This window comes from Lentzea xinjiangensis, assembly GCF_900110955.1.
Taxonomy (GTDB): domain Bacteria; phylum Actinomycetota; class Actinomycetes; order Mycobacteriales; family Pseudonocardiaceae; genus Lentzea; species Lentzea xinjiangensis.
This window is the reverse complement of sequence record NZ_FOFR01000002.1, coordinates 32,055-54,531: the sequence shown is the minus strand read 5'-3', so window position 1 is coordinate 54,531 and position 22,477 is coordinate 32,055. Positions and strand designations below refer to the sequence as shown.

The window sequence follows — 22,477 nt, the reverse complement described above, 5'->3', positions numbered from 1 at the left end:
GGTCGTCAGGGACGCGCCGGTGCCGCCGGCTTGCCTCCCGTCACCGTGCGGTACGCGGACAGGAGTTCTTCACCCGGCTGGATCCCCAGCTCCTCACCGAGGCGCCGCCAGATGTCGGTGAACACGCGAAGAGCGGCCGCCCGCTGCCCCGCCGCGGCAAGCGTGACCATCAACCGTGCGTGCAACCCTTCGTGCAACGGGTCGTGATGCGCGACCAGCCGTAGGCGGTCGATCGCGTTTTCCGCGCCATCGACGGTCGGCACGGCATCCGCGTACGCCAGCGCGGCGGCGACCCGGCGTCCGGCCAACGCCACCGCAACGGGGTGCTGCTGCACGGTCAACGGCAGGTCGGCGAGAACTTCACCGCGCCACAGGTCGAGCGCCTGCTCGAACAACTCTCTTCCCGCGTCAGCCCGGGACGCTCCCTGCGCCAGCGCGACCTGTTCGTCGAAACGCGAGCAGTCGACCAGGGCGGGCTCCACCTGGAGCTGGTAACCGCCACCGACCCTGGAGATCACCGGTGCGGATCCCCCCGCGCAGTTGGGCTCGATGATTTTGCGCAATGCGGAAGCGAACGAGTACACCATGCTCAGGCAGCTGTTCGGAGGACGATCCGCCCACAACACGTCGACGATCTCCTCGCGGGAGATCACCTCGTTCGGCTGCAATGCCAGCAGCGCGAAGAGACTGCGCTGTTTCAACGATCCCAGTGGGAGCACCCTGTTGCCCCGATGGACCTCGAGCGGCCCCAGCACCCCGATCCGGATGCCGCTGTCGGGAGCGGTCAAGGCCGATTCGCCGTGCCGTTCCAGCACGTCGGCCAGCCTGCGGATGGAATTCCGCCTGGGCCGCACGACATGTCCCTGTTCGATGTGTCGGACGGTGCGCAGGCTGACCCCTGCCTGCTCCGCCAGCTTGCGCTGCGTCAGCCCGATTCTGAGCCTGGAACCGCGCAGCGCCTGACCTAAATCTGCACTTCTGCTCTCCAAGATGGCTCCCCCAATAGTCAGCACACCACCTTCGGGTCATCGCGGTGAAGCCGCCAAGCCGGCGGCACCAGGAAGTTCCGTCGAATCTCCAGCGTGGACACCATCGTCACAGCGCACTGTCCAACCGACTGGACCTCCGGGGGTCCGACAGACTTCCGCCAGGCTTGCCAAACGCCCAGGCGACCCGGTTATCCGGTCGCCACCCTCGGGTTCGCTCACGCGGATCTCCGCCGGCGAAAAAGGAAAATCCACCGGTATTGGTGACCACGGCGAACAGATGCAGGCTGATGCTGTATCCCGAAGATCTGGCGAACCGCAATGTGGCTTGCACCCCGATCCAGTGCGGCTCAGCCGCACCATCCCCGACATGGCCCCCACCACGTCAAGTTCAGCTTGCTGGACCTCTTCGTGATCTCCAATACGCCATCCGGGCCAACTCGCCGGTCCGGCGGCGACCGAAGTTCACCCTGACGACGTATGAGGGCAGGTGGACCGTGTCCGCCACCCGTGCCGTCCGCACGACGCTCTACGGGCTTCACGACCAGCCAGGTGCCGAACTTCGCTGCGAACACCTTCTTCTTGTCCTGTCACCAGAAAAGCGCGGCGATCCCGATACCAACCATTCCGACCACCACAAGGTCGATCCACATGGTTCTGCGCTTTGATCGTGACGTTCCCACGGGCTGTCCTTGGTCGAAGCGATCAGGGAGGCGCAGGTGGAGACGATTGCGTTACGAGCAAGTCGTGGAGAACGTCTTGGCGCCGGTCGAGGTGGGTGTCCGCCAGGATCCGCGCGGGGATCGGCTCAAGATCGGCATTGGAGGTCATTTTCCGACGAGGCTGGAGCAGTTGTACGAGGCGATAGACCTGCAAGTCACGTACAAGCGCAAAAACCCCCACGAAGCTGATGTCTCCATCAACCCCGTGGGGGTGAATAGTGCTCGTGTCCGAGGAGCGACTTGCTCTCTATCCCTACGACTTGAGCTGGGATCTAACATGCTGGTCGGCCTGTCCCAGTCTTCCCGCAACCGAGGGTAGCCGGGACGGGGTAGCAGGACAGGCGATGAACAGGGTCTGACCTGCACAGGACGTGAGATCTACCTAGGTGGGACGGAGGTGCGGAAGCCGTCCCGCACACGCAGATCTCACGTCCTGTACTGCCCTGTTAGGGCGAATTCGAAGGACCGGGACGCGGCGCGACCGGCTCGCCTGTCGCATCGTGTCTGCTCTGTTGCTGCGTTGGCAACAGTTGAGTTAGCCGGCCGACTGGTGTGCACCATGCGGGCCATCTCCGCGTGTGTCTGCCGTGGCAGTCCAATACCAGTCCAACGCGAAGACCGAGTTCACGTGTGACGCGGCGCGCTGGTCGTCTAGCTCGTTCGACTCACGTGCACGGGTGTCCTCGTTCCGTCGAGGTGGCCGACGCGCACTCAGGCCTCCTGATGTCCTGCGAGCTACGGGCTTCGTGTGACTAGAACACCGCCAGGGAGTAACACAGCATCAATAAAGTGCGATGAAGGGTCACCACCGCAACGCCAACAGGGAAGTTGGGAGATACAGCTGGCTGGGCATGGTGATCGCGATGTTGGTCGTGAAGAAGGGCCTGCATGTCGCTAAAGGGCTCGAAGTTCCTGTGAGAGGGTGTTCGTCGTGGTAGCCTCTCGGGGCGGTTCGGCCACCCTCGCTCAAGCACATGCCTTGGGCAACACTGATAAGTAGCGACGTATGTCGTTCGCCTTCGGGCGAGGCTCGTTATTACGGGTGGTGACTGATTTGCAGGAAGGTCGTAATGGACCGGTGGCCGAACCGTCTGTAAGAGAGCAAGTTAAGCAGATGGTAGGACGCCTTGAGGGTCGGGCGTACAAGACCTTCAGATCTCGGGTTAAAGCTCACGAACGACTTAGTCGTCGTAACAACTCATGGAACGCGTCACTCATCGCGCTAGCCACTTCCACGACGATTGCCTCGGTCGGTCTTCTTGTTAAGAAGGACATGTATGGCAGTGGCGGCGATGCTCTTATGGTTGTTCTTGCGATTCTTTCTCTGGTTGCATCTCTTGTCGTATCTGGGGCGAACTATGGCCCGAGAGCGAAGGCAATGGAGGGCAGCTACAAAAGGATACAGCAAATTTCGCTTGCTGCGGAGAATTTCCTGAACTTTGATTCGGAGGATGCGTACCAGCGTTACCTGAAGATTCAAAAGGAATACGATATCGCGGTCGAATCGTCTGAAAACCACACGGATGCTGACTACTATCGTGCTGTTGGCAAAGATCGTGCTGTTGACAAAGAGCGTGATGCCAAAAAAGATGATGAGGACTCGCGACGTCGGAAGTCGCTCATCCGCGACACGCTGATCAGCTTGAGTCCGTATGTCACGCTTATCGTTCCCGTCGGGTTACTGATTCCATTCGCTAGGTGGTTTATCAATGGAATCTAAGCCTCCGGCAAAGCTATTTCGAAGTGCAATTACAGTCCGTTCTTTGATGGATGCTTTCGAACGCCACGTCTCAACAGGGAACGCGCGTGGGCGAGACGGAATTAGTCCCCGCATGATCCAAGCTGATATCAGGAAGATTTGTAGGGTCGCCGCAAGAAAGCTGCGGTCCGGGAGTTATGTATTTACGCAGTATCGTGAGAAGTTGGTGCTGCGCGGGCAAAACAAGTATCCGCGAGTTATATCTGTTCCAACGGCCAGGGATCGCATAGTCCTCCGCGTGCTGGCGGAGTTTATTGGCCAGGTGTTCCCTGCTGCTCGCGGCGTGATCCCGCAGAAGCGCGTATCGGAGGTTTGCAGAGAGGTTTCCTTAGCGCGTTTTGACTCCTACGTGCGCCTAGATGTGCAGGATTTCTATCCATCTATTAGCCATCCGAGGATTCGCCAGGCGCTGAGCGCTCGAATAAAGAAAAAGGATGTTATAGACCTAATTCTCGGAGCTGTCAGCACTCCTACGGTTCCGGATGGTGTTAAGAAGCGCCCTCTAAGCCGCTCAGGTGTGCCGCAAGGACTTGCCATTTCGAATGCGCTCGCGGAACTTATTACGGCGCCTATAGACGCTGCGATGGTTCAGCGTGTCGACTGCGCGTACTTCAGGTTCGTTGACGATGTGCTGATTCTGTGTAATCGAGCTGAAGTTGACGAAATTTGCGAAGCGGCAATCTCGCTTTTTGCGACCCACGGACTAGAGGTGCACGATCCGCATGTCGTGGGCGGAAAATCGTCTTTCGGACGCATATCTAAGGGGTTCGACTATCTTGGCTACATCTTTGATGGCCGACTAGTTTCAGTTCGCCCAAGTAGTATCCATAATGTCGAGGCTTCATTGGTGCGCAAGTTCACTCGATATAAGAAAGATCGCAATACGGATGACCCCGAGGGGACGGTGCCGGCAAGGTGTGAGTGGTACGTCAACCTCACAATCACCGGCTGCATCTATAAGGGCATGGCCCGCGGCTGGCTGCACTATTTCCGGCAGATGAACGATTACACTCTGCTGAAGAAGCTCGATAGCACTGTGGCAAGCTTTGTCAGGCGGTTCAATGTGCCTGCAAGGATAGAACTTAAAAGCTTCATGCGGGCCTACTGGGCTATCAACAAGCCTGGGCCGATGCCGTCTAAATACATTCCGAATTTCGACACAATGAATATTGAGGTGAAGCGAACAATCTTGATCGATCTTTTCGGCTTCTCGGTGATCGGCAGTATGACCGATGAAGGCGTGATCGCGAAATTTGAGGATTTGGTAGGGGAGGCGGTTTCAGAGCTTGAGAAGGATGTTGGATCGCTGTATTAGTACCAGGAGCACGCGAGCGATACTTGGCTGACGAGCAGACATGACGGTACGTCGTCTTAGAGCAGTCATGTGGCGAGCAGGCTATCAATGCCGGTGTGGCTTCGCCAGCGCCAAAAATACATCCTGACTGAGAATCGTGGTATTTCTTACCTATTATGAAGACCGCTCGCTCGATTTGCTCTCTGCCTCTATCGTTGCCTTTGTGGGGAAGGTGCGTTCTCTGGCTCGGCTCGATATTCACCTGGGAAGGATTCAAGCCGATCGATGTCAGCGATGATCTCTCGAATGCTTGAATATCTTTGCTCGATGTCGCTGTCGGTGCACTTTCGAACAATTTTGGTAACGGCGTCGCTGTTGGGCCGCGGAAGCGACTCTTTGCCTGTGAAGATGTAGGACAAAACCCAACCGACCGAGTATATCTCGTTGGGAATATCGTAGTCTTTGAAGCTGGACAGCGTGGGGTCGCGTATTGTGCCTCGCATCTCAGTCTTTGTGTGAGTGAATTCCGAGGCGCGGTCCTTTGCTAGGCCGAAGTCGGAGAGTTTGACTAGGACCGCCTTGCTTTCATAAACCTTCAGCAGGACGTTCTGAAGGCTGATATCGCGATGCAACAAGTCTTGAGTGTGAATATAGCCGATTCCGTAGAGAAACTGGAGAGCAACTCGCTTGCGAGTCGCAAATCCTAGCGAGCTGTTGCGCTTTCGAATATAGTTTCGAAGTGTCTCGTCGCAGAACTCCATTTTGTACTCGTTGCGTTCATCGTCGTAGCGGTAGACCTCGACAACATAGGGAAAGCTAAGTCTTTTCATGATGTCGAACTCTTGTTTGAATCGGTACAAGTCGCGTTCGTTGAGGTCCTTCTTTGCGCGCTTGACCGCAACTTTAATGCCGTAGTCGGGGTCGACAAAAGAGTATACGTTCGCGTACGAGCCTTGGCCTACCATCTGAAGCTGCACTGAAGTGATCTGCTTCTTGAGTTTCACTGCCGTCTCGGGCCGAGTGAAGACCGGTTCATACCTGACAACCTCGATGGGTTCAAAGTTCTCGGGTACTGTGCTCCCACCGCTCGTTGAGAGCCATGGCTTGCACTGCTTTACGGCTGCGTTGTATTCCTCGCGGAATGCAACTTCAAAGCCAGCTCGGCGTAGCGTTCCGACGGTTTCGGCGAGCTCGTCGATCAATGATATGAATTCCCGGCTGCTATCAGCCCAGTAATGACGAGTCGATCTGGCCCGATCGTTGATAGCGGCAAAATGGTCGTTCAGTCGCTCGTGCAAGCTCGCAAACGTGCGTCCGAAGCGCTGGTCGTCCGTATACAATCGAATGAAGGCGTCTGACACAGGTTCCTGCGCGTACTTGTCCGTGAGATCACCGAGCATCAGCTCGACGGGATCAGCCACGCCTGTCGGCCTCCTTGTGTCGCTGGGCGCTTCGGCGCCCAGCGCTGTACCTTACCTACCTTCTTCTATCGACGAGTGAACCCACTTCGTTAGGTCGCCTGGTGTCGTCAGCTTCGAGGGCACCAGTGATGGGCCCGCGGGTACGCTGGTGGCGCTTCGGGCGAGGAGTCATGGTGGAGCTACGTCGCGGGACACCGCATCGAATTTGGCCGTTGGACGACCCTGAGTGATGATCGGGTTGCATCGATTTGGGGAACGCTATGCCATCTTCACTCTTCGTGAAGCATGTCTGTGCTATCCGATATCAACGCCTGCAAAGCTTCTGCGGCTAACTCAGTGGAGTCGGTGTCCGGAAGAGCGCCGTTGCTCAGGTTTGTGAACGTTTGAACATATGGCTCACGTGTGTCCTCGGCTTCGAGCCATGTTGCACCGTGATGGTTCTCGACGTATACGACGTCATCAAACCTGTCCTCCCGGAAGCCCATGATGCTGAACGAGTTGGCCACTGTCGCTAGCTCGCCTGCGGAGTCGGGGACGACCTGGAACAGAACATTCGGGAGTGATGTCAGTTGAATGATTGTCATCAACTGGTCAGTCGTAACAGGCGTGCTGCCAACTTTGCGCCTTAGAAGTGCGTGACTCGCAATGATATGTAGAGTAAGTGACGCTTCTTGGTGCAAGTTGTGTTCTATGTGGCGGCGACTTTCGTCACCGTAATTGTGGTGTAGCCGCATGCTTGCTGTGTCTGCTTGATAGCCGCGTAGCGCGCTCGCGTAATCGGGTGTGCGAACGACGTGCGGTAGCGCATCGATCGCAACAATGCGAAGGGTGCTGGCTTCGGCTGCAAGCTGTCCGTAATCCCATCCGACGCAGGGCGGAGCGCCAGGGAGTCGGTCGAACGCTTGCGGGTTACGCGCGCGTTGTGCCCCGTGAAACACGGAAGCACGCCGCTCGTCTGCAACGCCGTAGATAATTGCCAGAGTAGCGACGTCGTACTCGGAGATTACGACCGCCGCGTTCTGCATCATCGATGTCTTCGCGGACGACCATTTTGCCGCGTCGCTGGCCTCCTTGAGGCTCAAGCCGCTTTCTTCCCGCCATGCGGCCAGGGCTCGTGACACCGCACGGTGCTGGAGGTTTGACTTGAATCCGTCGTACGGCCCCTTTTTGGAAGACCGTGGCCGCCTTTCTGGTCGGTCGGTCATTGGCCGCTTCCAAGGGTGTCGTGCAAGTCGATCAGCAAGGCGATCGATTGTTCTGGAGACACAGACGTTCTGTCCAGTTTCTGGAACAAGGACCTGCATCGAGCGACTGCCGGCTTTTCCTGGACGAAGATCTTCGCGACGTGGGTACCAGTGAACACGACAGTGGGCATGTTGCCGTACTCAATCAGTGTGCAGTCATCAACCAGAGGGAACTTGCCGCCAGTCGGTATCAGGCGGACAACGCGCGCCATGCGGAGGAGGTGGGTTACCTGGCCCCTCAAGACGTTGCGGTCGTGAGTCCGTGGATCGAGAGCCTTTTCGGTCAGGTAGAAGGTCGGAAGCGGTGCGTTGTGGGCGTAGAGGGTCTTCTGACGTTCCAGGATGCTGTCGACCGTCGATTGAATCTCGTCTGGCGAGGCCCCGGACGACAACAAGGACTGTTCGGCGTAGCTCGCGGTCTGGAGTAGGTCGGGGACGTTCGTTGGGCTGTAGACGGTGATGCTGCTGGCCATGCGCTCGGCGAGCAGGAGCGTCCGCGTTTGATCCGCGCTCTGTGCGAAGCACACGTCGAACGCGCGGCGGTACCGGCTGATGAACTCGGAGATGAAGCCCAAGTTTTGGCCGCAGGCCGTGAGGTACTGAACCAAGTCGCTCTCGGTTGCGCGCACCTTGCCCTGTTCGATGGTCGAGATTTTGCTCGGGTCCCAGCCAAGCACCTCCGCCAGTCCGGCACCTGTGTGGTCGGTGCAGGACTGGCGGAGGTGCCGCAACTCGTCGCCGAGGTCGCGGCTGTATGGGGTAGATGACGTCCAGTCCATGGCGTTGCTTTCGTTGAGTCGGCTCCATGTCTCGCCACGGCTGGGGCCCTCCGGTGCAGGCACGTTCAGGTGCTCTCCGCTGGAGTTCCGAGTGGCCGACGTGCGTTTAGGCGCTTGCCGGTCGCTCTGAAGTGATCCCAGTTGTGACTAAAATCAGGTTTCTGTCAGCGCTGAATCATTGGAACGACCTGGCGGTGACATGCGGGTGACATGGGAGGTGGCGCGCGTGCGGACGTACAGGACGCTCCTGGAACAGAAGATCCGGGAGCGGCCCCAGACCTTCCAGGAGTTCGTGGACTTTGCCGAGGCGTTCGCGCGTGAGCACGATGAACCCGGCTCGATCGGCTTACGGCACCTGAAACGGCTTGTCGCTGGTCAGAAGTCCTCCGGAGAGCCCATCGGGCCGACCCTTCAGCCAGCGACGGCGCGGCTGCTGGAACGGATCTTCGACGTTGGAATCGATGTCCTGTTGTCTCCGCCGCAGCTGCCCGAGATGGACGAAAGGCGAGGTCCAGAGCGGGACACGCTGGAGTTGGCCGCAGCGTTCGACTGGCTGGACGATCGGGCTGGTTGGCAGCCGGGCGCGAGTCGATCGAAGGTCCGCAGGCGGCTCACGGAACTTGATCTAGGGCGTCTCGTCGACACGGGCGTGAGGCGCGCGAGGGTTGGCCGAACAGCCGTCGCGCGCGCACTTGTCGGCTACTACGGCGACAGCGGGGTTTACACGGCAGACGTTGAGTGTGCGGAAGTCCTCACCAGCATCGTGACGCGCGAGGACTGGCTCGATCTCGCATGTCCACTGGACGGCGTCCACGACCGACTGACGTTCGCCGAGCACATGGGTCGTCACGGCCTGCTCAGTGAGACGGAAGCCTCGGCAGCGGTACTACGGCTCGCTGAGTCCGTCATGCTCGCCGTTCGTTTCGCAAACCTGCCGCTCTATCGACTGCTCGACGTGGATCTGGGCCACCGACGGGTCCAGGGGCGGGTTAGTGTCGTGCCGTTCGTCGAGTACGCGCTGACCGTGGATCTCCTCGAACGTGAGTTGGCGGATGCTGTCGCGTTGGGACACAGCACACGGCGAATGCCGTTGCGGGACAAGTACTTGCCGAGCCTGGAGGCTGTGCACGACTTGCGGGGGCGGGTTTGTGCTGGCGGGGTGCTGGCTTTGTGCGCGATTGCGCGGCCACAAGATCAAGGCCGCAGCGAGGCTGACTACGTGCTGTTGGTGCAGGAGCGGTCGAGTCGCGTGTTGAACGCGGCTGGCCGGCTCGCGGTGATTCCGAAGGGATTTCACCAGCCGCTGACCGACTTTCGCGGTGAGGCAGCGGTGGGAGCGACGATCCGTCGGGAGCTGGAAGAGGAGTTGTTCGGTCGGCTCGACGTCGATGGGACCTCCGCAGAGGTGCGGTCGGCCGCGCCGATGCATCCGGGCCGCTGGTCTGCGCCGATGAAGTGGCTCGCCGGGGAACCAGGCCGATTGCGGATGGAGTGCACCGGCTTCGGGTTGAACCTCGTCAGCGGGAACTACGAGTTTGCCAGCCTGGTCGTGATCGAGGACGAGGAGTTCTGGCGGAAGTTCGGCGGGCAGATCGAGGCCAACTGGGAAGCCACTGGCCTGCGGCTGTACTCCAGCCTTGACGGGGACCTGGTGAGCGAGCTGATCTCGCAGGAGACCTGGAGCAACGAGGGGCTGTTCGCGTTGCTCCAGGGCCTGCGTCGGCTGCGTGAGATCGGTGGTGACCGGGTCAGTCTGCCGTCGGTCGAGTGGAAGCTGAGTAAATGATCAGGTCTGGGAAGGCCAGCGGACCGTCATGACGGTCGACTCCTCGATTGCTTCCCATGAGTGGTCGATGCCGGGACCCCACATCACGTAGTCGCCCTGCTGAGTCATGGTCGCACTGCTCTCGGTGAGGTCAATGCGGAATTTCCCATGTACCAACAGAACGAGGGTCGTGCGCTGGTCATCTGATGTCCACTCCGCACGCCTGTCGCCGGCAGGGTGGGTGAACCACTTGACTTCGACGTCCTTTGAGGACCTGACGCCCTCGGACGGGTCGATGAAGTGCCCGACTAGCCAGCCGCGTGTGGGGCTTCCGTCCTCGGCAGCGTTTCCCTGGTGCCAGTTGGCGGTCACCGTATCTCCCATTCGATCGTCGGCACGTTCACGCGGCTACCACCGATCTCCTTGAGTCGGCGAAGCCCTTGCAGGAGCGCGAACAGGCCCTCGTTGCTCCACGCTACGTCGGCGACGAGCTCCTCGACGAGCTCGCCGTCTGCACTGGAGTACTGGCGAAGGTTCGCCGTCTCCCAGTTGGCCTCGATCTGCCCGCCGTAGCGCTGCCAGAACTCCTCGTCATCCACGACGATGAGAAGTGGAAACTCGAAGTTCCCGCTGACGAGGTTCAGCCCGAAGCCGGTGCACTCCATCCGCAGACGACCCGGCTCGCTGGCGAGCCAGCGCATCGGTTCTGAGAGACGGCTTGGGTGCATCGGATCAGCGCTGCGCTGGTCGGCCACTGTGTTGTCGATGTCGTGGCGGCCGAACAGTTCCTCTTCCATCTCGCGGCGCATCGTTGCGCCCACCTGAGTGTCGGCTCGGAAGTCCACCAGCGGCTGGTGAAAGCCCTTCGGGATCACGGCAAGCCGACGGGCGGCATTGATCACGTGACCTGAGCGCTCCTGCACCAGAAGAACGTAGTCCGCCGGGCCTCGGAACGGGTCAGCTGGTCGTGCGAACGCGCACAACGCAAGCGTGCCGCCTGCGGTGAGGCGGTCGCCGACGTTCAGCACGCTGTCTAGGTTCGGCAGATAACGGTCACGAAGCGGGAGCCTGCTGGTATGGGTGCCGGTGGCCAGCGCGTCGACCAGCTCACCTTCAAGGAGATCCATCGTCACGATGTACTCGACGAACGACGCGATCCCGACCGTACCGCCGATCGCCTCCTTGCCGATGTCAACGCCAAGGAGGCGGTACAGAGGCATGTTGGCGAAACGGACGCCGAGCGCGAGCGACTCGGCGAGGCGCTGAACAGCGAGGTCGAACGCCTCCTCGTCGAGGGCGACCGGCGCGTCACCAGCGGCGCGCACGAGAGCGAGCCGGTCGTGACTTGCGACCAGCGGACAGTCGAGGTCGAGCCACTCGGAGCGCGTGAAGACGCTCGTGTTGGCGTCGACTTCACCGAACCGCGCGGCGTACCGGCCGTAGCCGTCGGAACCGCGACCGTAGTAGTTCGCGAGTGCCTGCGCGATGTCTCGCTGATCGATGCGTCCTCGACGACTTCCCCTGTCCCGCAACGAATTCAGGTCGACCTGATCAATCTGTGACGCGACGGCACGACGGGCTGTTCCGGGTTCGCGCCCAGCGCGGTCGTCCAGCCAGTCGAGCGCGGCGACGATGTTGGGATCAGCAGCGAGTCGCTGCTCAGCGTCGGTCGCTGCGTTGGCGGAGACAGGTTGAGGTGCGGTCGGCTTGCCGGTGATCAGCTCGGCGAAACGGGTCTGAACCTCGGCTGAAGCCTGGTCAAGCGCGGCGTCCAAGATCTGCTGAATCTCGGACCTGGGTCGTGAGCTGGGCTTTTTGTGCCAGTACCCGACCGTCCCTGAGTGGATGCCGAGGTGTTCGGCGAACGCCTCTTGGCTAAGCCGTAGCGCTTCCTGCAACGCGCACGCGTCGGCACCGGTCCAGCCGCTGGACAAGCTCATGTCGTCGCTACCCCCGAAGCGATATGCAGGGAACTTGTGGTGGTTTTGCGTGGTTGTTGTGTGGGCTCCGGCGCGGTTTCGCAGTGGAATTAGTGCCATGGAAAACAGCAGCTCAACCAGCCGAAACAGTCAGCTACCGGCGGCCGCGGACATGCTTAGCGACTTCCGCGAGCTGATCCACAACCGAAGCCATGTCGGATTTCAGAGCGTCAAGGCGTTCGGTGATGTCTTCGAGACGCTCTTCGACGCGGTCGATTCGCGACCACAGCGTGTCGGCGAGATCCACCACGGGGTCATCGACGGCCGGTGGCGTGCGGTCGTGCAGCACTGCGTCCAGATGCTGCGGGTGCCAACCCAGCGCCGTGGACAGGGATTCCAGGGTTCGAGGGCTCCGCCGGCGCTCCACGAGGTGGTGCTGAACCTCGCGCACGATCGCGAGTGACACGTGCGACCGCTTGGCCAGTTCCTTCTGTTGCAATCCCAGCTCATTCACGCGCTGGTTGATCGCCTTGGCGACTGCCGCCCAATCCTCCGACACGTATTCCTCCGCGCTCCGCCCTCGGCGCTGAGATTAGTCACTGTTTCCCGCGCTGCGACGTGACACGGCGTTTCACCCGCCATTTGCGATCAAGCACGTCTAAGTGAGTGCTGATATCAGCACTCACGAACCTGAAATCATCATTTCTCGCAGAAAGGCTATTCCTCATGCGTACTTCTCTGACTACGTCCGCTCACACCATCCGCGAGGCCGCGTGGGTGCTCGGTGTCGATCGTTCCGAGGTCTGCCGCGCCATCCGGCTCGGCAAGCTGCGCACCGAACGCCGCCACGGTCAGACCGTCATCCCCGTGAGCGCGCTCCTGCCGCTGCTCGCCAACGCCGGTCCGGGGGCGCTCCGTGACTGACGACCGCCTGATCGGCATCGCGTGGTCGCTGGACCGCTTGCGTTGGGTGCCGACCGACCAGTTGTCCGAAGTCGTCGAGCGTGACGGCCTGTGCATGTGGGCGTTCACGAACGAGCCGCCGGACGCCGGTGAGGAGCTGACCGATCGTGAACTGGCTCAGCGCACGTGCGCCGGGTGCCCAGTGCAGGACGAGTGCCTGGAACTCGAACTCCGCACGGCTGGTGAGGACACCACCGGCGTGTGGGGTGCGCTCACCGACGACGACCGGCGGGAGCTGTACCCGCACTGGCTCCGACGCGGTGACCGCTTCGAGAGGGGGCCGCGTTCATGAACGCTCTCACCCTCACCCTGACTCAGATCATGGCCGCTGTAGGTGCGCTGCTGGTCTTGGTGCTCATCTGGCGGACGGCGTCACGCCGCGCGAAGGCTGCGGCAAGCGCGGCGCGCACGAGTGCCCGGTTCGTCTCGCTCGCCGGGCGGGTGCTGTTCAACGCCGCGCTGATCGTCGTGGCGCAGTGGATCGTGATCACCCAACGAGGTAGCGGCTGGCTGCTCGTCGCGGTGCTCGCCGTGCCCGCGCTGTTCGCGTCGTACACGCTGGCCAAGGCCCTGACCGTGACGACGTACGAGCCGCGCCGTCGAGGCGGTGAACGGCGATGAGCGAGCCGATCGAGCGTGTAGCGGTGCAGGTCGATCGGTTGTGCTGGACCGGCATTCTGCTCGGACTGGCGTTCACGATGACCAACGTTCAGCAGTTCGCGGCGGCTGGTTCGCCGGCGTGGTCGCTCGCCTGGTGCGCGGCGTGGTTGCTCGACCCGATGGTGTCGCTGGTGCTGCTGGCGATCCTTCGGGCCGAGCAGGTCACGGCCCGGCACCGCATCCGCATGGGTGGTTGGGTGCGGGCGGCCAAGTGGTTCACGCTCGGCGCGACGTACGTCATGAACACCTGGAGCGCGTACGCCGCCGGATCGGCCGCGCTGGTGGTGTTGCACTCGACTCCGCCGCTCGTCGTGTTCGTCGCTGCCGAGGCGGTAACCGACCTTCGGGACAAGCTCGGCTCGGCGGTCGCCGCGTTCACGGCCGAACCGGCGGAACCGGCGGTTTCGCCGACTCCTCTGCGGAAGGCGCAGAAGCGCGCTCATCCGAGGACGTCGTTTGACGACTACCTCGCGGTTGCCAGGGCGGCTCGCACGCCGGACGTGACGGTCACGCCCGCGTGGGTGCGTGAGGTGACGGAGTGCTCGCGTGGCCTGTCGTCGCGGCTGGCTACGGCGCTGAACGCCGAGGTGCCGTCATGACCGGCGAGATGGTTCCGGCGGGACCGGTGTTCGAAGGTGAACTCGTCGACGACCACGCGGACGTGGCTCAGCCGCCACACGTTCACCGCGTGGCGGGCTGGTGGCAGCGGTCGTGGTTCGTTCCGGCGGCGTTAAAGTCACGGCAGGCGCTCGGGTACGCGGCCAAGGACGGGCTCGTGTGGCTGTCGCGGTCGCCGATCCGCTTCGTTCGAGCCATCTTTCGCGGCCTGGTGGTCGCCGTGCGCGGTTGGCGGGGCTGGGTACGTGTACGCGACTACCGCGAGGCTGCGGAGCAGGCAGAGAAGTTGGCGGACAGGTTTGCGGAGATCCGTGGACTGACGTTGTTCCGGTGGAAGGTGACCGGCTTTGTCGTCGCGGTCTCCGTTGTCTCCCTTGCGATCCTCGATCTCGTCTACGGGCACTGCGCGTTGTGGATCGCCGGCGCTGTCGGCTCGGCGGCGCTGGCGATCCTCGGCAGGCAGAAGGATGGGAACCCTGGGCGAAAGGCTGCTCTCGCCGGGCCACGCTCGCTCGCGTGGACAATGGATCCGCAGATCTTGGTGGATGCGTTCCGCGACGCCAAGCTGATCGGCAAGGACGAGAGCCTGCGGCTCGTCGAGCGGGCGAAGCACCAGGGCGGGGGATGGGCGGTCACCGTCGATCTCCCCGCCACCCGCAAGGCGGCCGATGTCGTGAAGCACCGGGAAGACTTGGCGTCGGCACTGGCGGTCGATGAGATCCAACTCAGTGTCGAGCGAGTGCGAGGCAACGGTGGGCACGCCGGACGCGTCGCGATGTGGGTTGCCGATGAGGACCCGTACGCGAAGCCGCCGATCCGGACGCCGTTGCTGGCGGTCGAGCGGTGGGACGCGTGGCGGCCGGTGCCGTTCGGTACCGATGCGCGCGGCAGACGAATCACGCTGCCGCTTGTGTGGACGTCGCTTCTGATCGGCGCGCTTCCCAGACAGGGCAAGACAATGGCCGAACGACTGGCAGCCGCGGGCTTGATCCTGGACCCGCACGTGCGGCTGTACGTAGCCGACTTCAAGAACGGCAAGGACTGGAAAGCCGCCGAGAAGGTCGCCCATCGATTCATGGCGGGCGACGACGCCGAACACGTGCTCGCATTCCTGGACTGGCTCGTCGAGCTGGTCGCCGACGTCCAGAACCGCTACCGGCGGATGCAGGACCTCGACGACGTCACCTGTCCCGAGTCGAAGGTGACACCGGACATGTCCCGTGATCAGTCGTTGGCTATGCCAATCACGGCGCTGATCGTGGACGAGGTCCACATCGCACTGGAGGATCGAACTCCCGTTGAGGTGCAAGGGAAGAAGCTCACGGCGGGGGAGTACATCGGGGAGCTTCTGACGTGGCTCGCGAAGAAGGCGCCGGCGGCGGGGATCATCCTCGTCCTGGCAACGCAGCGACCGGACAGCAAGACCATCCCAACCAAGCTGCGCGCCGTGCTCGGCTCCCGCTTCGCCCTGCGCGTTATGGACTTCCGCGACAGCAACATCATTCTCGGCGAGCAGATGAACACGCGCGGATACGACAGCAGCCGCCTACTTCCGTCCCATCGGGGCGTCGGCATCCTGCGGCCGGACGGCGAGACCCAAGCTGGCGCCGATGTACTCGCGCTGACCGTGCGGACCTACTACATGCCCAACGAGGACTGGCGCGAGATCTGCGAACGTGGCCGCGCGCTGCGGGAGGCAGAAGGAACCCTGAGCGGCCACGCGGCCGGGCAGGACGTTCCGCCGATGCTCGACCGCTCGACGGCGGTCAAGGCAATAGGAACCGGTGCCGTGGCGAGCCTGGCCGAGGTCGAGCTACCCGAACCGCTCGCATCGGTCGTCGACTACCTCGGCGACGACGTCAACACGCGCGACTTCGTACCGACTGCTGAACTCGCCGAGGCACTCGAAGTGGAGGTGACCGCGTTCGGCGTCGACATGGGCGAGTTGGGTTGTCGACCGACGCGCCAGTACATCCAGACCGATGAGGGCACTCGCCGTGTACGCGGTTACCTGACGGCCGATCTGCGCGCGGCGGTCGAACGCATCGCGGCCAATGCTGAAATCAGCATGTCCAGCGATGTGGTCGGACGCCGATCGTGATCGCCGAAGAGCCGCAGGACGGCGAACTCAGGTTCAACCCACCTGCTGAACTGCCTGTCCTCACCAGGGAGGTAAGCCGCATACTGCTAGACGTACTGATCAGGGTTACCGAGGTCGAGGCGCTCGACGCGCCTCGGGAAAGGGGGACGGATGACTGTTGAAATCAGTCAGGACCCGTGGGTGGCGCTCAACGATCTGCTCGGCGTCGAGGTCGCCGAGACGGTCGGAGACGGGATCGGACCGCTCGCGTTCCTCGGCCGGTGTTCGACCGAGGACAACCAAGATCCGGAGACGTCGCGAGGATGGCAGTACGGCAACGCCAACAAGTTTGTCGAGCCGTTGGGCGGCGTCATCGTCGAGGAGTTCTTCGACGTCGGCCAGTCGCGCTCGGTGCCGTGGGAGCGGCGGCCGGAAGCATCGCGTCTCCTGGCCGCGCTGAAGGACAAGAACCGGGGATGGAACGCCGTCGTGGTCGGCGAGGGGACGCGATGCTGGTTCGGTAATCAGTTCTCGTTGATCGCACCGAAGTTCGCCGCCTACGGCGTGGACCTGTGGGTGCCGGAACTCGGCGGGAAGTTCGACTCGCGGAACCCGTCCCACAAGATGCTGATGAGCGTGCTCGGCGGCATGAGCGAGTCGGAGCGTCAGCACGTGCAGGCTCGTGTTCGGGCGGCGATGGATGCCCAGGTCGTCAACGAAGGACGGCACCAGGGCGGACGCGCACCGTACGGGTACACGGTCGTTGACGCCGGACCGCACCCGAACCCGAGGAAGGCGGCAGAGGGCTACAGGCTGCGCGTGCTGGCGATCGACGAGCCGAGCGCGGCGGTTGTGCGGCGGATCTTCGCCGAGTACCTGACCGGTGAGATGGGAGACCGGGCTATCGCGAACGGCCTCAACCGCGACGGGATTCCGTGTCCGTCGGCTCGGCGGCCGGACCAGAACCGGCATCGGCTCGCCGACGGGTGGCAGGGCAGCACGGTCCGGGCCATCTTGGAGAATCCGCGCTACACCGGTTTTGCGTTCTTCGGACGCTGGACGCGCCAAGAGATGCTGCTCGACCCGGACGACGTGGGAGCCGGTCACGTGGTGCGATTCCGCAAGGCTGCTCCTGACCGTGTGGTGCGTTCTCGGAAGAAAGCACATCCGCACGTGATCGAGGTCGAGGACTTCGTTCAAGCGCAGTTGCTTCGTCGGTCGCGGGCGGCCGGTGGCTTCTCGGCGGGAAAGAAGCTGGTGAGGGGACCGAAGCGGACCAAGCGTGTTTACCCGCTTCGGGGACGTGTGAAGTGTGGCTATTGCAGCCGTCGGATGGAGGGCACGCCGCGCGGTCCGAGGACCTACTACCGCTGTGCGCTTCGGACGATGGTTCCTGGTTCGCCCGCGTTGCAGGGGCACCCGACGAACGTGTACCTGCCTGAGGCTGCGGCTATTGAGCACTTCAACAGGTGGATTGATCGGCTCTTCGACCCGAGGAACGTTGACAACACGGTGGCGGCTCTCGTCGCATCTCAAGACAACGGCGAGACCGGTGCCCCCGACCATTCCGCCGCGAGGAAACGTCTCGCCGACGCGGAAGCGAAGCTGCGCCGATTCCAAGACGCCATTGCTGCGGGAATCGACCCGTCTGCACTGGTTGAGGCGATGAACGAGGCGCAGGAGAAACGCGCGGCTGCTCAGGCCGAGCTGAACGGGGTGCCGACACGCGTCGGGCGAAGCGTCGCCGAGATCCACGCCATGATCGACTCGCTCGGCGACGTGAAGAAGGTCATCAGGCAGGCGGACCCCGACGAGCTGCAAAGACTGTATGAGGCGCTCGGCGTGGAGATCGTCTACAACGCAACAGGGCGGACGCTCGATGGGAGCATCCGCCCTGTTGGTAGGGATAAAGCTGGTGTCCGAGGGGGGACTTGAACCCCCACCCCCTTGCGGGGACTAGCACCTCAAGCTAGCGCGTCTGCCATTCCGCCACCCAGACTGGATGGGAAGAGCATACAGGGCCTCCGGAGGGGCCTGAACGCGGGGCTACGATCGGCCGGTGAAGGTCATCGTCGAGGCGGACGGCGGGTCGCGGGGCAACCCCGGACCTGCTGGGTACGGCGCGGTAGTGCGGGACGGGCGGAGCGGCGAGACGCTGGCCGAGCGCAAGGGGGCCATCGGCGTCGCCACCAACAACGTCGCCGAGTACCAGGGCCTCATCGCGGGTCTGCGGGCCGCCAGGGAGCTCGGGGCCGAGGCGGTCGACGTCCGGATGGACTCCAAGCTCGTCGTCGAGCAGATGTCCGGGCGCTGGAAGATCAAGCACCCGTCGATGCAGCCGCTCGCCAGGGAGGCGCAGGAACTCGCGCACGCCTTCCAGAAGATCACCTACGAGTGGATCCCGCGGGAGCGCAACCGGCAGGCGGACCGGCTCGCCAACGAAGCCATGGACGGGGCGAAGGAAGAGCAGAAGAAGGTGCCCGCGGCCGAGGGGGACAAGCAGCCGCACTGGAGCGGGGCCACGGGTGAGCCGACGCGGATGGTCCTGCTGCGGCACGGGCAGACCCGGCTGTCCGTCGAACGGCGCTACTCCGGCCGGGGCGATCACCCGCTCACCGACCTCGGGCTGGAACAGGCCGAGAAGGCCGCCGCCCGGCTGGCCGGGGTGGACATCGCGGCGATCATCTCCTCGCCGTTGCAGCGGGCGGCGCAGACCGCGCAGAAGCTCGCGGACAAGACCGGGCTCGAGGTCGTCACGCACCAGGGGCTCATCGAGACCGACTTCGGCGCGTGGGAGGGGCTGACGTTCGCCGAGGCCGCCGCGCAGGACCCGGAGGTCCACCGGCGGTGGCTGGGGGACACGAGCGTCAAGCCGCCGCGGGGTGAGAGCTTCGACGAGGTCCACGCCAGGGTGCGGAAGGCGCGCACCGAGATCATCGCCAGGTACGGCGGCAGCACGGTCGTGGTCGTGAGTCACGTCACGCCGATCAAGACGTTGCTGCGGCAGGCGTTGGACGTCGGGCCGCAGTTCCTGTTCCGGATGCACCTCGACCTGACGGGTGTGTCGGTCGCCGAGTTCTACCCGGACGGGCACGCGTCGGTGAAGCTCGTCAACGACACGTCACACCTCAGCTGACCTTGCGCAGGCGCGGGGTCAGCGCCCGCAGGAAGCGGTCGGCCGCTGCTTCCAGGGCGGCGGCCGCCTCCGGTGAGCCCACCTTCCGGTCCAGCACGAACTCGCCGCGCACCACGTGGTCGGCGCCCTTGGCCGCCAGCAGCGGGTGCAGCGCGTAGTCCATCGCCACCAGGAAACCCTGGTTGCCGCCCGTCGCCAGCGGCAGCACGGCGCGGCCGCGCAGGGCTTTCTTCGGCAGCAGGTCCAGCAGTGCCTTCACCAGGCCGCTGTAGGCGGCGCGGTAGACGGGTGAGGCGACGACCACGCCGTCGGCGGACAGCACGCCGCTCACCGCGGCGGTGATCCGCGGGTCGCGCAGGTCCTCGGTGAGCAGCGACAACGTCGGCAGGGCGCGCACGTCCAGGTGGGAGACGCGGTGGCCCGCGGCCTGGAGCAGCGCGGACACCTGCGACACCACCACGCCCGTGGGGGCGGCGGGGGACGGCGCACCGGAGATGATCAGCAGGTCGGGCATGGCAGGTCACTCCGTCGCGACGTCGTGTGATGGCACCGAGTCAACCAACGCCGGGACCGGGTGGACAACCAGTCCCAGCGGCTGGGATATCCTCGGTGCGCGGATGAGTCGGCAGGGCGGCCGCGGCAGGAGACTGTCGAGGAAAGTCCGGACTCCACAGGGCAGGGTGGTTGTTAACGGCAACCAGGGGTGACCCTCGGGACAGTGCCACAGAGAACAGACCGCCTCGGCGCGAGCCGGGGTAAGGGTGAAACGGTGGTGTAAGAGACCACCAGCGCCCCAGGTGACTGGGGCGGCTAGGTAAACCCCACCCGGAGCAAGGTCAAAAGGGCACGAGAGTGCCTGCGCGAGCGTTCGAGGGCTGCCCGCCCGATGCTCGCGGGTAGGCCGCTAGAGCCTGTCGGCAACGGCAGGCCCAGATGGATGGTCGCCGAGTGGGACTCGTTCCCACGAACAGGATCCGGCTTACATGCCGGCTCATCCGCCTGTATGCATGCGGGCATGCTCTCGCATCTGGAATGCGCCCGTTGCGGCCGTGTGCACGACGCCCACGTCATCCAGAACGTCTGCCACGACTGCGCGTCACCGCTGCTGGCCCGCTACGACCTCGCCGGGGTCGCGAAGCCCACCGGCGGCGACAGCCTGTGGCGCTACCGCGACGTCCTGCCCGTCCGCGACCCGGACCCCGCGTTCAGCCTCGGTGAGGGCATGACGCCGCTGGTCCCGCTGCCGGCGCTGAGCCGGGAGCTGGACGTGCACCTCCTCATGAAGGACGAGGCGCTCATCCCGACGGGCTCGTTCAAGGCCCGCGGCGCCGCGGTCGGGGTGGCGCGGGCCAAGGAGCTCGGCGTCGAGGGCATCAAGATGCCGACCAACGGCAACGCGGGCGCCGCCTGGGCCCTGTACGCGGCACGGGCCGGGCTCCGCAGCGTCATCGCCATGCCGGAGGACGCCCCGCTGATCACCCGCGAGGAGGTCGCGGCCAGCGGCGCCGAGCTGCGGGTCGTGCCGGGCACCATCGCCGACGCCGCCAGGGCCATCGCGGACGTCGACCTGTTCGACGCCTCGACCCTGAGGGAGCCGTACCGCATCGAGGGCAAGAAGACGATGGGGTACGAGATCGTCGAGCAGCTCGGCTGGCGCGTGCCCGACGTGATCGTCTACCCGACCGGCGGCGGGGTCGGCCTGATCGGGATCCACAAGGCGCTGCACGAGATGCGCGAGCTCGGCTGGATCGGCGGGAAGCTGCCGCGGCTCGTCGCCGTGCAGTCCACCGGCTGCGCGCCGATCGTCCGGGCGTTCGACGAGGGCGGGGCCGAGTCGGTGTTCTGGGACGGCGCCTACACGAGCGCGTTCGGCATCAACGTGCCGAAACCGTTGGGGGACTTCATCATCCTGCGTGCCATCAGGGAGACCGGTGGTACCGCCACGGCGGTGACCGACGAGCAGGTCGAAGCCGACCGCGCCGAGTGCGCCCGGCGCGAAGGCGTGTTCCTGTGCCCGGAGGGCGCGGCGACGATCAGCGCGGTCCGGGAGCTGCGCGGGACCGGCTGGCTCGAGGCGGACGACGAGGTGGTGGTGCTCAACACCGGCGCGGGCATCAAGTACCCGGCTGTCCGCCGCTAGGTCAGGCGCGGGACGCGGGCGTTGCCGGGCTTCACCGCTTGGACGGGCGCCCCGACGGCATCCGCAGCACTGGCCGGAACGGCTCGCCGGCGTTGTACAGCTCTTCCAGCTCGGTCACGTAGGCCAGCACGGCGGGGTTCACGATGTCCGCGAGCGACCGCACCCCGGACTGGGGTTCGAACGACGCGAGGTAGGTGGCCGCCGCACGGGCGCGCTCGAGCACGGACCGGTCGAAGTTGATCGTCCGCTGGACCCGGCGCCGGGATTGCGGGCCGTCCCCGGTAGGCTGCACCACGCCTGGAGCACTAGGGGAGGCTGTGATTCCGTCCACACTTCCGTCCGGCGCGAGGTCAGGTTCGAGCATCGGCGAATCTCCTCGGAGTCGTGGCTCCGGGCCGCACACCCGGCGGGGTCGCGAACCGGCCGATCAGCGCGTTCACATGGGTGGACTCGTGCGCGTGTTCAGGGTGCACGCACTGAGGGTGACCAGGGCGTCCGCAGTCGGGTGAACCTTGGCGGCGTCGGAGAGAATCTTGAGCCGGGTGTTCCCCACTGGCGTCTCCTCAGTGATGATGTGTCGGCCAGATTAGACGTAATTCCTCGCAGGGGGAACGGCCAGATGATCTACAGCCCGCACCAACAGCTACACACGTCGTGACGATCTCGTGTTCTACTCGTAGCGCAAGCCCGAGCGCACTCTGGAGTAAGAAATGACCGCCATGGACCTGGTGACACTCGCTCAGCAGCAGCCGACGGTGCCGGGCACAGGCAATGTCCGCGACTGGATCCTGGACAACATCGTTCCACTGCTCTTGCTCACCGTCGCGCTCCTGCTGTTGTGGCTGGGTGGTGGCAAAGGTGACAACGCGGGCGTCATGCGCCGTCTCGGCGGGGTGATCGTCGCGCTGGCCATCATCGGCCTCGCGGTCACGACCGACGCCGGGTCGAACATCGGCAAGTGGCTCGCCGGCTTGTTCGTCGGAGGCTGATC

The 22,477-nt window shown here is 63.7% G+C and carries 22 protein-coding genes, 1 tRNA gene and 1 other RNA gene; 14 read left to right on the top strand and 10 right to left on the bottom strand.

Annotated elements, in window-relative coordinates; translation table 11 throughout:
• Positions 1 to 5 precede the first annotated feature (5 nt).
• Positions 6 to 989: a BTAD domain-containing putative transcriptional regulator gene (locus BMW88_RS05560; protein WP_177220964.1), complete on the bottom strand. Its 984-nt coding sequence runs from the start codon at positions 987 to 989 to the stop codon at positions 6 to 8.
• 494 nt (positions 990 to 1,483) lie between these two features.
• Between BMW88_RS05560 and BMW88_RS41660 the strand changes: the two genes are divergently transcribed.
• The 3 genes from BMW88_RS41660 to BMW88_RS05555 all read left to right on the top strand — a co-directional run bounded on the left by BMW88_RS41660 (position 1,484) and on the right by BMW88_RS05555 (position 4,782).
• A complete protein-coding gene (locus tag BMW88_RS41660; RefSeq protein WP_177220963.1) occupies positions 1,484 to 1,654 on the top strand; it encodes a hypothetical protein in 171 nt (56 codons plus the stop codon).
• Positions 1,655 to 2,714: 1,060 nt separating this feature from the next.
• Complete coding sequence (locus tag BMW88_RS40830; protein ID WP_143115977.1) at positions 2,715 to 3,428, top strand: SLATT domain-containing protein; 714 nt, start codon at positions 2,715 to 2,717, stop codon at positions 3,426 to 3,428.
• Positions 3,418 to 4,782 (top strand): reverse transcriptase domain-containing protein, encoded by a 1,365-nt coding sequence (locus BMW88_RS05555; RefSeq protein WP_089949528.1) that lies wholly within the window; start codon positions 3,418 to 3,420, stop codon positions 4,780 to 4,782. Before BMW88_RS40830 ends, BMW88_RS05555 begins: the two co-directional genes overlap by 11 nt.
• A gap of 188 nt (positions 4,783 to 4,970) precedes the next feature.
• On the opposite strand, the gene BMW88_RS05550 is transcribed toward BMW88_RS05555, so the two are convergent.
• The 3 genes from BMW88_RS05550 to BMW88_RS05540 all read right to left on the bottom strand — a co-directional run bounded on the left by BMW88_RS05550 (position 4,971) and on the right by BMW88_RS05540 (position 8,268).
• Positions 4,971 to 6,182, bottom strand: a complete 1,212-nt coding sequence (locus BMW88_RS05550; protein WP_089949527.1) for a protein kinase family protein — start codon at positions 6,180 to 6,182, stop codon at positions 4,971 to 4,973.
• A gap of 269 nt (positions 6,183 to 6,451) precedes the next feature.
• The gene (locus BMW88_RS40825; RefSeq protein ID WP_177220961.1) at positions 6,452 to 7,303 is read right to left on the bottom strand and encodes a helix-turn-helix domain-containing protein; all 852 of its coding nucleotides are present in this window, start codon (positions 7,301 to 7,303) and stop codon (positions 6,452 to 6,454) included.
• Between the two features lie 80 nt (positions 7,304 to 7,383).
• Positions 7,384 to 8,268, bottom strand: a complete 885-nt coding sequence (locus BMW88_RS05540; RefSeq protein WP_143115975.1) for a helix-turn-helix domain-containing protein — start codon at positions 8,266 to 8,268, stop codon at positions 7,384 to 7,386.
• A gap of 163 nt (positions 8,269 to 8,431) precedes the next feature.
• On the opposite strand from BMW88_RS05540, the gene BMW88_RS05535 reads away from it, so the two are divergent.
• Positions 8,432 to 9,991 (top strand): transcriptional regulator, encoded by a 1,560-nt coding sequence (locus tag BMW88_RS05535; protein ID WP_143115974.1) that lies wholly within the window; start codon positions 8,432 to 8,434, stop codon positions 9,989 to 9,991.
• On the opposite strand, the gene BMW88_RS05530 is transcribed toward BMW88_RS05535, so the two are convergent.
• The 3 genes from BMW88_RS05530 to BMW88_RS05520 form a co-directional block, all read right to left on the bottom strand.
• Positions 9,992 to 10,342 carry a signal peptidase I gene (locus BMW88_RS05530; RefSeq protein ID WP_425434613.1) on the bottom strand — a complete coding sequence of 117 codons (351 nt, stop codon included), beginning with the start codon at positions 10,340 to 10,342 and terminating at the stop codon, positions 9,992 to 9,994. It lies immediately after the preceding gene.
• The gene (locus tag BMW88_RS05525) at positions 10,339 to 11,910 is read right to left on the bottom strand and encodes a transcriptional regulator (protein WP_089949522.1); all 1,572 of its coding nucleotides are present in this window, start codon (positions 11,908 to 11,910) and stop codon (positions 10,339 to 10,341) included. Before BMW88_RS05525 ends, BMW88_RS05530 begins: the two co-directional genes overlap by 4 nt.
• A gap of 133 nt (positions 11,911 to 12,043) precedes the next feature.
• Positions 12,044 to 12,448, bottom strand: a complete 405-nt coding sequence (locus BMW88_RS05520; RefSeq protein ID WP_089949521.1) for a transcriptional regulator — start codon at positions 12,446 to 12,448, stop codon at positions 12,044 to 12,046.
• Between the two features lie 167 nt (positions 12,449 to 12,615).
• Between BMW88_RS05520 and BMW88_RS05515 the strand changes: the two genes are divergently transcribed.
• The 6 genes from BMW88_RS05515 to BMW88_RS05490 all read left to right on the top strand — a co-directional run bounded on the left by BMW88_RS05515 (position 12,616) and on the right by BMW88_RS05490 (position 18,145).
• The gene (locus BMW88_RS05515) at positions 12,616 to 12,813 is read left to right on the top strand and encodes a hypothetical protein (RefSeq protein ID WP_089949520.1); all 198 of its coding nucleotides are present in this window, start codon (positions 12,616 to 12,618) and stop codon (positions 12,811 to 12,813) included.
• The gene (locus BMW88_RS05510) at positions 12,806 to 13,144 is read left to right on the top strand and encodes a WhiB family transcriptional regulator (RefSeq protein ID WP_245777583.1); all 339 of its coding nucleotides are present in this window, start codon (positions 12,806 to 12,808) and stop codon (positions 13,142 to 13,144) included. Before BMW88_RS05515 ends, BMW88_RS05510 begins: the two co-directional genes overlap by 8 nt.
• The gene (locus BMW88_RS05505; protein ID WP_089949519.1) at positions 13,141 to 13,473 is read left to right on the top strand and encodes a hypothetical protein; all 333 of its coding nucleotides are present in this window, start codon (positions 13,141 to 13,143) and stop codon (positions 13,471 to 13,473) included. The genes BMW88_RS05510 and BMW88_RS05505 overlap by 4 nt, the downstream gene beginning before the upstream one ends.
• The gene (locus BMW88_RS05500; RefSeq protein ID WP_089949518.1) at positions 13,470 to 14,111 is read left to right on the top strand and encodes a hypothetical protein; all 642 of its coding nucleotides are present in this window, start codon (positions 13,470 to 13,472) and stop codon (positions 14,109 to 14,111) included. Before BMW88_RS05505 ends, BMW88_RS05500 begins: the two co-directional genes overlap by 4 nt.
• Positions 14,108 to 16,231: an FtsK/SpoIIIE domain-containing protein gene (locus tag BMW88_RS05495; protein WP_089949517.1), complete on the top strand. Its 2,124-nt coding sequence runs from the start codon at positions 14,108 to 14,110 to the stop codon at positions 16,229 to 16,231. The genes BMW88_RS05500 and BMW88_RS05495 overlap by 4 nt, the downstream gene beginning before the upstream one ends.
• A gap of 150 nt (positions 16,232 to 16,381) precedes the next feature.
• Positions 16,382 to 18,145: a recombinase family protein gene (locus BMW88_RS05490; RefSeq protein WP_089949516.1), complete on the top strand. Its 1,764-nt coding sequence runs from the start codon at positions 16,382 to 16,384 to the stop codon at positions 18,143 to 18,145.
• Here the strand turns inward: BMW88_RS05490 and BMW88_RS05485 are convergent.
• Positions 18,124 to 18,209 (bottom strand) — tRNA-Leu (locus BMW88_RS05485). The genes BMW88_RS05490 and BMW88_RS05485 overlap by 22 nt on opposite strands.
• 60 nt (positions 18,210 to 18,269) lie before the next feature.
• Between BMW88_RS05485 and BMW88_RS05480 the strand changes: the two genes are divergently transcribed.
• Positions 18,270 to 19,346 (top strand): bifunctional RNase H/acid phosphatase, encoded by a 1,077-nt coding sequence (locus BMW88_RS05480; protein WP_089949515.1) that lies wholly within the window; start codon positions 18,270 to 18,272, stop codon positions 19,344 to 19,346.
• Here the strand turns inward: BMW88_RS05480 and BMW88_RS05475 are convergent.
• Positions 19,339 to 19,860, bottom strand: coding sequence for an NAD(P)H-dependent oxidoreductase (locus BMW88_RS05475; RefSeq protein WP_089949514.1), 522 nt, complete (start codon positions 19,858 to 19,860; stop codon positions 19,339 to 19,341). The genes BMW88_RS05480 and BMW88_RS05475 overlap by 8 nt on opposite strands.
• Positions 19,861 to 19,964: 104 nt before the next feature.
• Between BMW88_RS05475 and rnpB the strand changes: the two genes are divergently transcribed.
• An RNA gene (gene rnpB / locus BMW88_RS05470) (RNase P RNA component class A) lies at positions 19,965 to 20,344 on the top strand.
• Between the two features lie 17 nt (positions 20,345 to 20,361).
• Positions 20,362 to 21,486: a threonine synthase gene (locus tag BMW88_RS05465; protein WP_245777582.1), complete on the top strand. Its 1,125-nt coding sequence runs from the start codon at positions 20,362 to 20,364 to the stop codon at positions 21,484 to 21,486.
• A 31-nt stretch (positions 21,487 to 21,517) separates the two neighbouring features.
• Here BMW88_RS05465 and BMW88_RS05460 read toward each other — a convergent pair whose 3' ends face one another.
• On the bottom strand, positions 21,518 to 21,781 hold the full coding sequence (locus tag BMW88_RS05460; RefSeq protein WP_245777581.1) for a hypothetical protein: 264 nt from the start codon (positions 21,779 to 21,781) through the stop codon (positions 21,518 to 21,520).
• A gap of 415 nt (positions 21,782 to 22,196) precedes the next feature.
• Here BMW88_RS05460 and BMW88_RS05455 point away from each other — a divergent pair, with 415 nt between their 5' ends.
• The gene (locus BMW88_RS05455) at positions 22,197 to 22,475 is read left to right on the top strand and encodes a hypothetical protein (RefSeq protein WP_167977697.1); all 279 of its coding nucleotides are present in this window, start codon (positions 22,197 to 22,199) and stop codon (positions 22,473 to 22,475) included.
• Positions 22,476 to 22,477 lie beyond the last annotated feature (2 nt).